The sequence below is a fragment of the Frankia sp. AgB1.9 genome (genome assembly GCF_016786355.1).
Taxonomy (GTDB): Bacteria; Actinomycetota; Actinomycetes; order Frankiales; family Frankiaceae; genus Pseudofrankia.
The window spans coordinates 1-14,553 of sequence record NZ_JADWYX010000062.1 but is presented as its reverse complement, the minus strand read 5'-3'; the positions used below and the strand labels follow the sequence as shown (position 1 = coordinate 14,553).

Genomic DNA, 14,553 nt, shown 5'->3' with positions numbered 1-14,553 from the left:
CGGACGTCTCCCGCCGCGGACGCGACCGTCTCGGCGGCAGGCCCGGGGCCGGGTGGCCGCGGGCCTGCCGGTCTCGTGAGGTCAGGGTGTGGTCTGGACGATCGGGAGCTTCGCGGTGACGGTCAGGGCGAAGGTCGTGCTGATGCCGTTGCTGGGCCGGGCGTACGGGCCGTCGGAGGAGAGCAGCTCAAGCTTGGGACGGTGCCCGGCAGCGAAGGTATAGGCGTTGCCGTCCAGCTGGAAACTGATCGTGCCCGACTGGTTGGCCGTCACCCGGTAGAGACCGCGGCTGACGAGGATCTGGGTCCCGTTGGGGCTGACGTCCCACAGCCTGGCGTCAAGCTGGCCATCCGGGCCGGTGTGCTGGATGGACGCAGTGACCAGGGGCATGCCGGCCAGGGTGTCCGCGTGGGTGAGGGCGGGCCCGATGACGACGATGCTGTTCGGCTGGATCAGGGCCGGCGACGTGGCGCAGGGGTTCGAGGTCTGCAGGGCCTGCGAGAACAGCGAACCGAACTGGGAGCTGCCGCCGCCCAGGATCGACAGCAGGCTGGACGGGTCGACGGTGCCGTTGACGAGGCCGGTGAGGACGTCACCGACGGTGCCCGGCAGGATGCCGATCACCGGGTCCTGGCCGACCTGGCCGAGGTAGTTCAGGCCGCTGGAGGTCGTCGACTGCGGCAGGGTCAGGCTGAAGCTGAGCGTGCCGGGGTGCGCGGCGCCCCAGGAGGCCGCGGTGATCGGCGCCGGGGTGGCGCTGCCGGCCGGGCAGGACATCGGTGACAGCGCCACCGAGCCGGGGGCCGGCCCGGTGCCGGTCCCGCGCAGCTTGGCGTCGAAGAACGCCGAGCCGGCGTCGACCAGCCGGTCCACCACGTCGGAGCGGTTGCTCGCGCCCGGGTGCCCGGTGTCGGCGAGCTGCAGGGACACGTCCGCGCTCGGGCTGGCCGCCCGGGCCTGGTTGAACAGGGCCAGGCCCTGCTGGGCGCCGAACAGGTTGTCCGTCCAGCCGTTCTCGATCAGCATCGGCGTCGGCGCCCCGGGGATGCCCGTCGTGCCCTTGTACTTCAGCGCCGCGACGAGGCTGGTGACGGCGCTGCCGGAGTACGGCTCGCCGGCGAGCAGCGTCTTGTACCAGGTCGTCAGGTCGGCGCCCGGATCCGCGCCGGCCGGCGCGACCTGGCCGAGCAGGTCGGTGATCAGGTAGAGGAAGCTCGTGTAGGACAGCTTCGAGACGCCCACCGGGGACGTGTCGGCCGCGTAGCTGGGCGGGGCGGTGTCGGTGGCGCGGCCGTTCGGGACCAGCGCGGTGGCCAGGTCGGCCCAGCCCCAGCGCGGGTAGGACGCGGCGATGTGCAGGGGCGCGCCCGCCGGGCTCGTCCACGCGGCGAAGCCGCCGCTGGGCAGTTCGATCCGGTTGTTCAGGAACGCGAGCTGGGCCGCCGTGCCGCCGCCGTACGAGATGCCGGTGACGCCGAGCGCCGACGGGTCGGCGACGCCCTCGTCGACGAGGGTTCCCAGCAGCTGCTGGACGTCGCGCGCCTCGTAGCGGGCGTCGTCGAGGTGCACCCACCCGGCGGCGCAGCCGGCGCTGGTCTTGGCCGCCGAGCCGCAGGAGTTGCCGAAGCCCCGGGCCGTCGGGGTGACCACCGCGTAGCCACGCTGGGCGTAGTAGTTGGTGTTGTAGTGGTAAGTCAGGGCCTGCGAGCCGGTCGCGGAGGTGTCCTCGAACGCGGTCTTGTCCTCGCCCAGGCCGTGCATGATCACGATTGTGGGGAACGGCCCGGAGCCGGTGGCCGGGAGCGTCACGTCGACGTCCAGCGGAGTGCCGTCCCAGGACGCGACCCGCCCGCCGAGGTCGGCGGTCGGGCAGAAACGCACGCCGTTCTGCGCCGTGCAGGCGTGCCCGAACGGCGTCACGTCCGCGCGCGCCACGGCCGTGTCCAGCACGACGGCCAGGCTCGCCGCGATCGCGCTCGCGGTGAGCACGCCCATCGCTCTCCATAATCGTGTCGTCACGTTACGTCCTCCCGCTGCGCCCGTTCCCGTTGTTACCTACTGGTCAGTAGGAACTGTGGGACGGAAGGATGCCACGAGGATTGCGCCAATGTCACCCAATAGGGGGTAGAGGCTCACATATCCGCTGGTCAGGCACACGGGTCGCCGCGAGTCACGCCCGGTGGTCGCGGATCTGGGCGATCGCCGGCCACCCGGCCCGACTCGATCCGAGGGCACCCGCGGCGAACTGGCGGGCGCCCGCGGGGTCGAGGACGTCGACACGACAGCCCGGCGGAGGGCCGCGGTGGGCGTGCTCCGCGCCCGTCGTTCCGCCGCCCAGGAATGCGGCACGGAGATACTTCCACGGACCGGCCAAGCGAGATTCGCATCCCTTTGAAATCTCGCTTCGCTTCCCTATGCTCCGTTCCACGCGAGGAATGCACGGGGGCTGCCGGCGAACACGGCGGACACGCGCGAAAGATTGTCGGGCACGCACGGTTTCCCGCGCAACAAATCCGGGCTTCCCCCACCGCGACCGGGCGAGACATCCAACAGGACGGCCACCTCGGAGACAAGGGGCCAGCGACACCAGGACAACCGATCTTGTCCGTCTGACTCCTGGCCAGCGCCGACACCCAGGTGACCAGCACATCAGTCCCAATCGCGACGGCCCGCCGAATCTCAACCGGTTGTCATCGGTCATAGCCGCTCCTGTCGATTTCTGGATACTTCGCCAAGGATTTCCGCGCGCCGCTGACCTACGCTTGGCCTGCCCGGCTGAAACCCTGGCCTGGAATCCGGCGGCGTGCTCGTGGAAGCGTCGAGGTGAACCAGCCACGGCACCGGTACTCCTTTCCTGCGCGAAAAGCCACAAGCAGCTGTTCGCTGGCCCAGGGAAGGCAGGGATGGCGTCGAATCGATGGAAGATCGCCCCCGGACCGGCCCCTGGCTGGCCTGCGGGTGGGACAGGGCTTGGAGGACAGGAAATGTGTGGGGTTCGCATGGCTCCAAGCGGCGGCCGGGCGACCGGGGACGCGTTCGCGTCCGTCCCGCTGCCCGAACAGTTGGCCGTACGCGCTCGGGACGAGCCTGACCGTGTCGCCCTCACCTTCGTCGACTACGCCGTCGACCGGCGCGGCGCCGCCACGTCGCTGACCTACGCCCAGCTGTTCGAGCGGGTGTGCGCGTTCTCGTCCCGGATCGCGGCCCGCCAGGAGCGGGGCTCCCGGCTGGCGATCAGCGCTCCACAGGGGCTCGACTACGTGGTGGCGTTCCTCGGCGCGCTGCGAGCCGGCATCATCGCCGTCCCGCTGTTCCCACCCGATCTGCCCGGGCATTCCGGGCGGCTGGACGCCGTCTTTCGCGACTGCGAGCCGGCGGCGGTCGCCACCACCCTGGCAGCCCTTCCGGCCGTGCGCGAGTTCCTGGCGGCGCAGGACCGGCCCATCGACGTCGTGGTCATCGACGACGCGGCGGGAGCCGCCGAGCCGGTGGGCCAGGTACCGGACGTGCTCGGCGAGGACGACGTCGCCTACCTGCAGTACACCTCCGGTTCCACCCGGTCGCCGGCCGGGGTGCTGATCTCGCACCGCAACATCGCCGTCAACGCCGCCCAGGCCGCGACCGCCTACAGCCAGGGCCACGGCCCTGGGCTGACCCTGGTCAGCTGGCTCCCGCTGTTCCACGACATGGGCCTGGTCCTCGTCGTCGGTGGCTGTGTCGCCGGCGGCTACCCGGCCGTGTTCATGGACCCGGTCGCCTTCCTGGCCAGGCCGGTGCGATGGCTGCGGCTGCTGTCGGCGAGCCCGGGCGCCGTGACGTCCGGCCCGAACTTCGCCTTCGACTTCTGCGCCAGCCGGATCTCGCCCGAGGACGCCGCCGGCCTGTGGCTGGGCGACGTCGCCGCGATCGGCAACGGCGCGGAGCCCGTCCAGGCCGGCACCCTCGACCGCTTCGTCCGTAGGTTCGCCCCCCAGGGGCTGCGCCGTGAGGTCATCCGGCCGGCGTACGGCCTCGCCGAGGCGACGGTGTACGTCTGTGGGTCGACCGACGGGCGCCCGGCCCGGGTCCTCCAGGTCGACCAGGAGCGGCTCGGCGCCGGCGAGCTGGTGGAGCTGGCCGGGGACACCGACCGCGACGCGCCCCCGGGCGAACCCCACACCCTGGTCTCCTGCGGCCACCCGGTCGGGCAGCGGCTCGCGATCGTCGATCCCGTGACGTCACGGGTGCTGCCGGACGGAATGGTCGGCGAGATCTGGGTCCACGGTCCCAACGTCGCGCAGGGGTACTGGGGCAACCCGGAGCTGTCCGCTACGACGTTCGGGCAGCGGCTCGCGCCGGACGGCCCCGCGGCGCCGGTCCAGGGTGGCGGCGCGGTCGAGCGGGCCGACGGCCTGCCCGCCGGCTCCTGGCTGCGCACCGGCGACCTGGGCGTCCTCGACGGCGGCGAGCTGTTCGTCACCGGCCGGTTGAAGGACGTGATCGTCATCGACGGCCGCAACCACTACCCGCAGGACGTGGAGGCGGCCGTCGAGGCCGTCCACGACGCGTTGGGCCGCCACCGCACGGCGGCCTTCTCGGTGCCGGGCGACGACGGCGAGCGGGTCGTCGTGGTGGCGGAGATCTCCCGGCGCGCGCTCGACCGTGGCTGGGACCCGACCACCGTCACGCAGGCGGTCCGTCGGGCCGTCTCCGACCGCCACGGCCTCGCCGTCCACGACGTCGTGCTCACCCGGCCCGGCTCCGTCCCGCGCACCACCAGCGGGAAGATCGCGCGCCGCGCGAGCCGGCAGCGCTACCTGGCCGGCGGGTTCGCCCGGCTGGGGAGCCCGTCATGACGGGACGACCCGGTCCGACCGAGCCGGAGCTGCGGGCCTGGCTCACCCGCGAGGTCGCCCGCCTGGTCGGCACGCGGGCCGAGTCGATCGACCCGTTCCAGCCGCTCGGCGAGCTGGGCCTGGCGTCCCGCGCCGCGGTCGCGCTGGCCGGCGACCTCGAGGACCTGCTCGACATGACCCTTCCGGCCACGCTGGTCTGGGAGAACCCGACCATCGCCGCCATCGCCGCCCGGCTGGTGGCCCTCGGCTCCGATCACGGCGACGGCGACGTCCCGCACGTCGCGGCGGTCCCGAGCGCCGAGCCGGTGGCCATCGTCGGCATCGGCTGCCGGCTGCCCGGCGGGTCGGCCGACCCGGAGGCGTTCTGGGCCTTCCTCACCGCCGGCGGCGACGGCGTTCGCGCGGTGCCGGCCGGGCGTTGGGAGCACTTCGTCGACCCGGGCTCGGCGTCGGCGGCTGCCCTGGCCGGGCTGGGCAGGTACGGCGGGTTCCTCGACGACGTCGCCGGCTTCGACCCGGGGTTCTTCGGCATCGCGCCGCGCGAGGCCGAGCTGATGGACCCGCAGCACCGGCTCCTGCTGGAGGTCGTCTGGGAGGCGCTGGAGAACGCCGGCATCACCCCGGACTCGTTGCGCGGCACGCCCACCGGGGTGTTCGTCGGCCTGAGCCTGCTGGAGTACGGCCACCTCACGGCAGCGGACCTGACCCGGATCGAGGCCCACACGTCCACCGGCGCGGCGATGTCGCTCGCGGCCAACCGGATCTCCTACACGCTGGACCTGCGCGGCCCGTCGATCGCCATGGACACCGCCTGCTCGTCGTCGCTGGTCGCGGTCCACACGGCCTGCGCGAGCCTGCGGTCCGGGGAGAGCGCCACCGCGATCGCCGGCGGCGTCAACCTGCTGCTCGCCCCGGCCGTCTCGGCCGCGTTCGCCTCGGCCGGCCTGCTGGCCCCGGACGGGCACTGCAAGGCGTTCGCGGCGTCGGCCGACGGAATCGTGCGCGGCGAGGGCGCCGGCGCCGTCGTGCTGAAGCGGCTGTCCGACGCGCGGCGCGACGGCGACCGGATCTGGGCCGTCATCCGCGGCTCGGCGGTGAACTCCGACGGGCGCTCGAACGGGATCACCGCGCCGAACCCCCGGGCGCAGGAGGCCGTCCTGCGCGCGGCCTACCGGGCGGCCGGCGTCGACCCGGCCGAGGTCGACTACGTCGAGGCGCACGGGACGGGCACCCCGCTCGGCGACCCGATCGAGGCGACCGCCCTGGGCGCCGTCGTCGGAGCCGGCGCCGGCCGCAAGGCGGACCGCCCGCTGCTGATCGGGTCGGTGAAGACCAACCTCGGGCACCTGGAGGCCGCGGCCGGCATCACCGGCCTGATCAAGGTCGCGCTCGGCCTGACGCACGGTGTGATCCCCGCCAGCCTGCATTTCGACGCGCCGAGCCCGCACATCCGCTTCGACGAGGCGGGCCTGCGGGTCGTCACCGAGCCCCGCCCCTGGCCTCGCGTGGCCGGGCGCCCGGCCCGTGCCGGCGTCTCCGGCTTCGGCTTCGGCGGGACCAACGCCCACGTGGTGGTGGAGGAATGGCTCGCGGGCGGGCTGAGCGTCGCCGAGGCCCCGACACCGGACGATCGGGCGGCGGACGCGACCAGAACCCTCCTGCTCTCCGGCGCCGACCCGGCCAGGATCCGGCGGCAGGCCGCCCGGCTGGCCGGCTGGCTCGACGAGCCGGCCGGGCGGATCGCGCGCCCAGCCGACGTCGCCGCGGTCCTCGCCCGCCGGCACTCCTACGACGCGCCAATGAGCGCCGTCGTCGTCGGCCGCACCCGCGGCGAGCTGGCCGACGCCCTTTCCGCGCTTGCCGGTGAGGCCGACCATCCGGCCGTCGTCGCCCCGGCGCCGACGGCGCGGCGGGCGGCACGCGCCGCCGGGCCGGGCACCGTCTGGATCTTCTCGGGCCAGGGCTCGCAGTGGGCCGGCATGGGCCGGCGGCTACTCGCGACCGAACCCGACTTCGCCGCCGCCGTCGACTGGGTCGAACCGGTCCTGGCCCGCCGCACCGGCCGCTCGCTGCGGGCGGCCCTTACCGGCGCGACCCCGTTCGAGGGGCTCGAGGCCATCCAGGTGGTGCTGTTCGGCACGCAGGTCGCCCTGGCCAGGCTGTGGCGCTCGCGGGGACTGGAACCCGCGGCCGTTCTCGGGTTCTCGATGGGCGAGGTCTCGGCGGCCGTGGTGTCGGGAGCGCTCGACCTCGACAGCGCCGCCCGCGTCATGGCCACCCGGGCCCGGTTGCTCACGTCGCTGGAACGCGACGGCCGCGGCGAGCTGGCCATGATCGAAGTGACCGACGCCGAGTGGGACACGCTCGCGCCCGACTACCCGGACGTCGCGGTCAGCGTCTATACCAGCCCCACGCAGCGCGCGGTCGGCGGCGACCCGGACCAGCTGCGCGCGCTGTGCGCCCGGGTCGAGGCGATGGGCCACGCCGTGTTCCCGATGAACATTCCCGGCGGGGCGCACTCCAGCGCGGTCGACGGCCTGCTCGACGAGCTGACCAGCGAGCTGTCCGACCTCACCGGCCAGCCGCCGGCCGTGGCCTTCTACGGCACCACCCTGGACGACCCGCGCACGCTGCCCGCCTTCGACGCCGAGTACTGGGCGGCGAACGCCCGCCGGCCGGTCCGCTTCGCCCATGCCCTGGCCGCCGCCGGCGCGGACGGCCACGACACGTTCCTGGAGGTCTCGCCGCATCCGATCGGCGCGCGCGCGGTGCGCCAGACCCTGGGCGCCGGGCGGGTGACCGTTGCCGGAACGCTGCGTCGCGGGACCGACGACCAGGTGACGTTCCGGGCCAACCTGGCCCGGCTCGCCCTGGCCGGCGGCGACGCCGGGGCCAGGGCCGCGCTCGCCCGCGAGACCGACGGCCCCGGGCCGGCGCGGCGGGCACCCGAGCCGCCCACGACCTCCTGGGACCGCCGGCCCTACTGGTTCCGCGCGAGCGCCGAGCCGCGGCCGGCCGTGGCCGACCGCCATCCGCTGCTCGGCACGCGGGTGGACCTGCCCGAAGGCGACCGGTACCTGTGGAGCGCCGAGGTCGGGACCACCGACGTGCGCTGGCTCGCCGACCACACCGTCCACGGCGTCCCCGTGCTGCCGGGCGCGGCGCACGCCGAGCTCGCCCTGGCCGCGGCCACCGCGGTCCTCGGCTCGCCCGACGTCGTCGTCAGCGACCTGGAGATCCACCGGATCGTGCCGCTGGCCGACCACACGACGCTCACCGTCTCGCTGCGGGTGACCGACGCGGGCGGCACGGTCGACGTCCACAGCAGGACGGCCGGGCCGGACCGCTGGGTCCGCTGCGCGACGGCGACGGTCGCGCTGGCCGGGACCGACCCCCCGCGCGATCCTGACGCGGTACTGGGTGACGGCGAGGGTGAGCCGCTCGACCTGTACGCGGCGTTCGACGCGGTCGGGCAGCACTACGGCCCCGCGTTCGTCGGCGTGACCGAGGCGCGGTTCGGCGGTTCCGGCGCCCGGGGCGTGGCCCGCGCCCGGGTCCGCCTGCCGGACACGGCGACCGGGCATCCGCTGCTGCGCGTGCACCCTGCTCTGCTGGACGTGTGCCTCCAGACGCTCGCCGCGGCCGCCGCGGGCGTCCGGCAGGTCCAGGACGACCGCGCGGTCTACCTGCCGGTGGGCATCGGCCGGCTGCGCGTCGGCGCGGCCCAGCCCCGGGAGGGCACCTGTCACGCGACGCTCGCGCCGATCGGCACGGACGCGACCGGCCTGGTCGGCGCGGTCCGCCTCGTCGGCGACGACGGCGCCGTCCTGCTGGAGGCCGACGAGATCTACCTGCGGCGGCTGCATCGCGACGACGTTCCGGTCGCGCTGGAGTCCATGCTGTTCGAGGCCCGCTGGGAGCCGGCGGACCTCCCCGCGCCGACGGTCGGCACCGGTCGGCCTGAGGACACCGCGTGGGTCGTGGTGACCGCGGGGCCGCCGTCCTACAGCCTGGTCGCCCAGTTGGAGGCCCGGCTGGAGGCGGCCGGCGGCTCTGTCGTCACCGTCGCGCTGGATGACGGTCCGGCCCTTGCCACGGCGCTGGCCGGACAGGCGGCCCGCGGCGAGGCCGGGGTTCTGTTCCTCGTCCCCGATGAGCCCGCGCTCGTCGACGCGTCCACCCAGGCAGGCGAGCTGCCCGCCCAGGTGACCGAGGCGTCCGCCCTGGTCGCCGGGGCGGCCGCGCTGGCCCGTGCGGCGCTGGAGGCCGCGTCCGGGCAGACGCCGCGCCTGTGGATCGTCACCCGGGGCGCGTCGGTGGCCGCCGCAGGCGAGACCGGTCGGCCCGGCCCGGCGTCGCTGCGCGGGCTGGTGCGCGTGCTCGCCTTCGAGCATCCGCTGCTGCGGGCGACGCTGGTCGACCTGGACCCGGCCGGCGACCCGCTGCCCGGCCTGCTGGCCGAGCTGGCCGCCGGCACCGGCGACGACGAGGTCGCCTGGCGGGACGGCCACCGGCTGGCAGCTCGGCTCGCCCGCGCGCGGCTCACGCCCGCTCGGGCGGGGCGACCCCTGGTGCGTCCGGAGGCCTACCTGATCACCGGCGGGCTCGGCGGCCTCGGCCTCGCGCTGGCCGAGCGGCTGGCCGAAGGCGGGGCCGCGCGGCTCGTTCTCGGCGGCCGGCGCCAGCCGTCCCCCGAGGTCGAGGCGGCGCTCGCGCGGCTGCGGGCCGACGGGCGCACGGACGTCGTGGTCGTCACCGGCGACATCGCGCGGCCGGGGACGGCCGAGCGGCTCGTCGACGCGGCGACCGCCGGTGGGATGAGGCTCGCCGGCGTCGCACACGCGGCCGGGCTGCTGGTCGACCAGGCCGTCCTGACCCTCGATCGCGACAGCCTGGAGCGGGTCTGGGCCCCCAAGGTCACCGGCACCTGGCTGCTGCACCGGGCGACCGAGCAGCTCGACCCCGACTGGTGGCTGGTCTTCTCGTCCGCCGCCGGCCTGCTGGGCTCCCCGGGACAGGCGTCGTACTCCACCGCCAACGCCTGGATGGACGGGTTCACCCGCTGGCGGCGCGCGACCGGGCGGCCGGCGACGAGCATCCAGTGGGGCGCCTGGTCCCAGGTCGGCAAGGCGGCCGGGAACGCGAACCCGCTGCTGGAACCGCTGTCGCCGGCCGCCGGCCTGGAGGCCTTGGAGGCCGTCCTCACCTCCGGCCGAGACGTCACCGGCGTCACCCGGCTGTCGCCCACGCGCGCCGTCGCCCTGCTGCCCGAGATCACGGACCTCGCCTTCTTCGGGCCGCTGCTGGCCGAGACCGCCACCCAGGAACCCACCCGCGACGGCGCCGCCGATGACCGCTGGCCCGGCGCGGCCGCCGTGCGCTCGTCGGACCCGGCAACCGCCCGCGGCCTGCTGGCGGCCAGGCTGCGGACCCGCGTCGCCCAGATCATGGGCTTCCCGCCGGACCGGGCCGAGCTCGTCGACCCGGACGCCCAACTGACCGGGCTCGGCCTCGACTCGCTGATGGCGGTGCGGCTGCGCAACGCGGTGGAGGCCGACTTCGACGTCGTGCTGCCGGTGCGCCTGATGCTGCAGGGCGCGAGCCTGACCGACGTCGAACACCACCTGGCCTCCGAGCTGGGCGTGCCCGACGCCGGCCCCGGCCCGACCGACGTCGGCGCCGAGCGGGCGCCCGGCTCCCGCGGGTACATTCCGCCCCGCGACGCGACCGAACGGTGGCTGGTGCTCCTCTGGGAGGAGGCGCTGGGCCGCTCCCCCGTCGGTGTGGCCGACGACCTGGCCGCCGCCGACCGGGACGGCGCCTCGCCCGGCCGGGCCAGCGAGGCGGTCGCCGCCGCCGTGGCCGACCGGCTCGGGCCCAAGGCGCCGCCGGACCAGACGCCGCCGGACGCGGCCCGGCTGGTCGCGGCGGGCACCGTCGAGCGGATGGCGAACCTGCTGCGCGAACGGCTGGAGGGCAACGGCGGGAACCCGCTGCGCCTGCTGCGCGCCGCCAGCCCCGACCAGGGCCGGGAGGCCGGCAGCCAGCGGCCGCTGTTCCTCTTCCACCCGGCCGGCGGGCCGACCAGCGTCTACCACGCGCTTGTCACCCGGCTGCCGGCCGGACCGCCGGTGTACGGCCTCGAACGGCTCGACGACCTGCGGGACGTCGAGACCAAGGCGGACCGCTACCTGGAGATCCTCCGGAAGATCGACCCGCGCGGGCCCTACCGGCTGGGCGGCTGGTCGTTCGGCGGGGTGCTCGCCTACGAGGTCGCGCAGCGGCTGGTCGCGGCCGGGGCGACCGTCGAGGTCGTCGCCATGATCGACTCGATTCTCCCGCTGCCCGTCACCGGAGACGTCCGTGGGCTGGTGGTCGAGCGGTTCCGCCGGTTCGCCGCCTACGTGAGCGAGACCTACCGGGTCGACCTGCGGCTGCCCTACGAGGAGCTGGCCGCGCTGGACGAGGACGCCCAGGTGGAGCGGCTCGGCCAGCTGCTCGCGTCCTCGGGGATCGGCATGACTCCGGGAGTGCTGGAGCACCAGCGCACCTCCTACGCGGACGCCCGGATCTCCGAGCGCTACCGGCCACGGCCGTACGCCGGCCGGGTCGTGCTGTTCCGCGCGGCGTCCACCCACCAGGTGACGGCCACGCTGGACCCGCGCTACGGGCGCACCGACGCCGCGCTCGGCTGGGACTCCCTCTGCACGGACCTGGAGGTCGTCGTAGTTCCCGGCGACCACACCTCGGTCATCGACCCCCCTGCTGTGGACCTCATCGCCGGCCGCCTCGGCCGGCTCCTGACCGGCGACCAGCCGGCCGGCTGACGGACGGAGAAACGGGAAATGCCCGCACAGTTATCGACGCGGCGGCGCCGGTGGATCGCGGTGGCCACGGCGGTGGTCGCGGTCGCGATGCCGCTCGGGCTGGCCGGCGCCGGGCCGGCCGCCGGATCCGCCGCGGCGCCGGCCGCCACCGGGACGCCGGTCGCCCCGGTGGCCCAGGTCAACCAGAGCACGAGCGGCGGGGACAACCCCAAGACGGGGACGGTGCCGGACACGGCGACGCTCGGCGTGCCCGACCCGGGGACCGTGCCCGTCGTCGGTCTCGCCACCGCGAAGGCCGCCGACGGCGCCCGGGTCCTCTACGAGACCCGCGTCGACGCCCGCACGGTCGACCTCATGATCAGCTCGCCGGCGCTCGGCGGCGCCGCCCCCGTCCGGCTGATGCTCCCGCCGAGCTGGACCGCGGACCCGACGGCCACGTTCCCGGCGCTCTACCTGATCCACGGGTGCTGCGAGAAGGCCGACTACCAGTCCTGGTCGCTCTACACGGACGTCGAGGCCGCCACCGCGGACAAGAACGTCCTCGTCGTCATGCCGAGCGACGGCTCGGCCGGCTTCGGCACCAACTGGTGGAACTTCGGCATGCCGAACAAGGGCTGGGGCTACGACACCTTCCTCGCGACCGAGGTGCCGCAGATCCTGCGCGCCGGGTACCGGGCCTCCGGGCGGGCCGCGATCGCGGGCGTGTCGATCGGCGCCTACGCGGCCGTCGCGCTCGCCGCGCTGCACCCGGGTGAGTACGGGGCGGCCGCGTCCTTCAGCGGCCTGCTCGACACCCAGACCCCGGTGGTGAGCACGGAGATCGCGGCGATCCTCGTGCGGGAGAGCCAGAACCCGCTGGCCATGTGGGGTGACCCGGTGCTGCTGGGACTGCAGTGGCTCTACACGAACCCGACGGCCCTGCTCGGGCGCCTGAAGGGCGTCGGGCTGTTCGTCTCCTCGGGGAACGGCAACCCCGGTCCACTGGACCCGGCGAACACGGAGAGCAGCCTGCTGGACACGATCACGCTGGCCAACAGCACGACGTTCGTCACCCTGGCCCGGCTGTCCGGGCTGAAGCCGACCGTTGACTTCTATGGAGCGGGCACCCATTCATGGCCGTACTGGAATCGCGAGCTCGCCCGGTCGTGGCCGGTGCTGGCGGCCGGGCTGGGACTTCCGGCGAGCTGACCCGCGGTCCGGCGGACCGGGCTGCTGCTCACGGTCGCGCTGGCCGCGTTCGTCACGGCGCTCGACAACACCGTCGTGAACGTCGCGCTGCCATCGATCGAGCGCGACCTGACGCTGTCGACGACCGGCCTGGAATGGGTCGCGACCGCCTACATCCTGACCTTCTCCAGCCTGCTGCTGGCCGGCGGCCGGCTGGCCGACCTGTTCGGCCGCCGCCGCGTCCTGCTGCTCGGCTTGGCGATCTTCGCCGTCGGGTCGGTGCTGTGCGGCCACGCCTCCTCCGGCACCGAGCTGATCGCCGCCCGCGCCGCGCAGGGCGCCGGCGGGGCGGCCGTGCTCCCGGCGACCCTGGCGATCCTGACCGCCGACCTGGACGGGCGCGACCGCGACCTGGGCGCCGGGGTCCTGACCGCGGCGATCGCGGCCGCCCTCGCGCTCGGGCCGGCGGTCGGCGGCGCGATCAGCCAGTACGCGCACTGGAGCTGGGTCTTCTACGTCAACGTCCCGGTCTGCGCGGTGACGATGGCGCTGGCCTGCTGGGCCGTCCCGCCGAGCCGCCGCCGCCGCGGCCGGCGGGCGAGCCTCGACATCCTGGGGCTCGCGACCTCCGGCCTCGCGCTGCTCGCGCTCACCTGGGCCCTGGTCGAGAGCAACGACCGGGGGTTCACCTCGCCGGCGATCATCTACGCCTTCGCGCTGGCCGGGGTGGCCGGCTGGGCGTTCGTCGCGGTCGAGACCACCGGGACCGACCCGATGCTCGATCTGGCGCTCTTCCGGTCGCCGGCCTTCTCCGGCGGCACGGCGGCCCAGATGCTGTGGGGGCTCGGGGTGAACGGCGTCTTCCTGTTCACGTCGCTTTACCTGCAGAGCATCCTCGGCTTCAGCCCGGTCGGGGCCGGCCTCGCGTTCGTGCCGCTGGCCGTCGCGCTGGTCCTGGCCGTGCCGGCGACCGGACGCCTCGTCGCCGCCTGCGGCGCACGGTTCACGGTCGCGGCGGGACTCGGGGCTGTCGCCGCCGGCCTGTACCTGACCGCGCAGGTCGGGCCGGGCGCCTCCTACCTCGACCTGCTGCCCGGACTGCTGATCATCGGCGCCGGCTCGGCCCTGACGACCCCGCTGACGTCGGTCCTGCTCGGCGACGTCGACCCGGCCGGGGCAGGGATGGCCTCGGCCGTCCTCAGCACGGCCCGGGAGGTCTCCGGGGTGCTCGGGGTGTCGGTCACCGGGGCGATTCTGCTCGCCCGGCAACGGGCGGTCGTCGCCGCCGGCGGCAGCGCGGTCGACGGCTTCGTCGCCGGCTACTCCCGCGGGCTGAAGGTCTCGGCCGGGCTCGTCGCGCTGGGCGCGCTCATCAGCCTGGCCACCCTGGGCCCGGCCGGGCGCGCCCGGCGCACGCCGGGCCGTCACCGCCGGCCTCGGCCGCGGCCGGCCAGCTCAGGGTCGCGGCCGGCCAGCCCAGGCCCGGGACCAGCCAGATCAGGGCCTCGCCAGGCGACGTGAGCCCGCCTGGGCGAGCGACGGCCCGGAGCGCCGTTCGACCCGGTCGGAATCCCAGCCGCAATTGTCCTGGCGGCGGCCCGGGAGCGTGGTCGCCGGGCGCCCCCCCCCCCCCCCCCGCGGGGGGGGGGGGCGCCCGGCCCCGCCCGCCCTGGACAGCTGCTACCGCACGACGGACTCCGGCGACAGCACAAGACCTCCGGAAC

Annotated in this window: 5 protein-coding genes; 4 read left to right on the top strand and 1 reads right to left on the bottom strand. The window is 75.1% G+C overall.

The genetic code is table 11. The features are described 5' to 3' along the window. Window positions 1–81: 81 nt before the first annotated feature. Window positions 82–2,019: a CocE/NonD family hydrolase gene (locus I6A60_RS23575; RefSeq protein ID WP_203022253.1), complete on the bottom strand. Its 1,938-nt coding sequence runs from the start codon at window positions 2,017–2,019 to the stop codon at window positions 82–84. 980 nt (window positions 2,020–2,999) lie between these two features. Between I6A60_RS23575 and I6A60_RS23570 the strand changes: the two genes are divergently transcribed. The 4 genes from I6A60_RS23570 (at window position 3,000) to I6A60_RS23555 (ending at window position 14,350) form a co-directional block, all read left to right on the top strand. Next, complete coding sequence (locus I6A60_RS23570) at window positions 3,000–4,835, top strand: fatty acyl-AMP ligase (RefSeq protein ID WP_238436077.1); 1,836 nt, start codon at window positions 3,000–3,002, stop codon at window positions 4,833–4,835. Beyond that, window positions 4,832–11,662 carry a type I polyketide synthase gene (locus I6A60_RS23565; protein ID WP_203055695.1) on the top strand — a complete coding sequence of 2,277 codons (6,831 nt, stop codon included), beginning with the start codon at window positions 4,832–4,834 and terminating at the stop codon, window positions 11,660–11,662. Before I6A60_RS23570 ends, I6A60_RS23565 begins: the two co-directional genes overlap by 4 nt. Window positions 11,663–11,680: 18 nt before the next feature. Next, the gene (locus I6A60_RS23560) at window positions 11,681–12,850 is read left to right on the top strand and encodes an alpha/beta hydrolase family protein (RefSeq protein ID WP_203017160.1); all 1,170 of its coding nucleotides are present in this window, start codon (window positions 11,681–11,683) and stop codon (window positions 12,848–12,850) included. A 75-nt stretch (window positions 12,851–12,925) separates the two neighbouring features. Beyond that, window positions 12,926–14,350: an MFS transporter gene (locus I6A60_RS23555; RefSeq protein WP_307873826.1), complete on the top strand. Its 1,425-nt coding sequence runs from the start codon at window positions 12,926–12,928 to the stop codon at window positions 14,348–14,350. Window positions 14,351–14,553 lie beyond the last annotated feature (203 nt).

Bases quoted from the DNA above. Each gene is read 5' to 3' on its own strand.
- I6A60_RS23570 (WP_238436077.1), top strand. From the start codon at position 3,000: ATGGCTCCAAGCGGCGGCCGGGCGACCGGGGACGCGTTCGCGTCCGTC.
- I6A60_RS23560 (WP_203017160.1), top strand. From the start codon at position 11,681: ATGCCCGCACAGTTATCGACGCGGCGGCGCCGGTGGATCGCGGTGGCC.
- I6A60_RS23565 (WP_203055695.1), top strand. From the start codon at position 4,832: ATGACGGGACGACCCGGTCCGACCGAGCCGGAGCTGCGGGCCTGGCTC.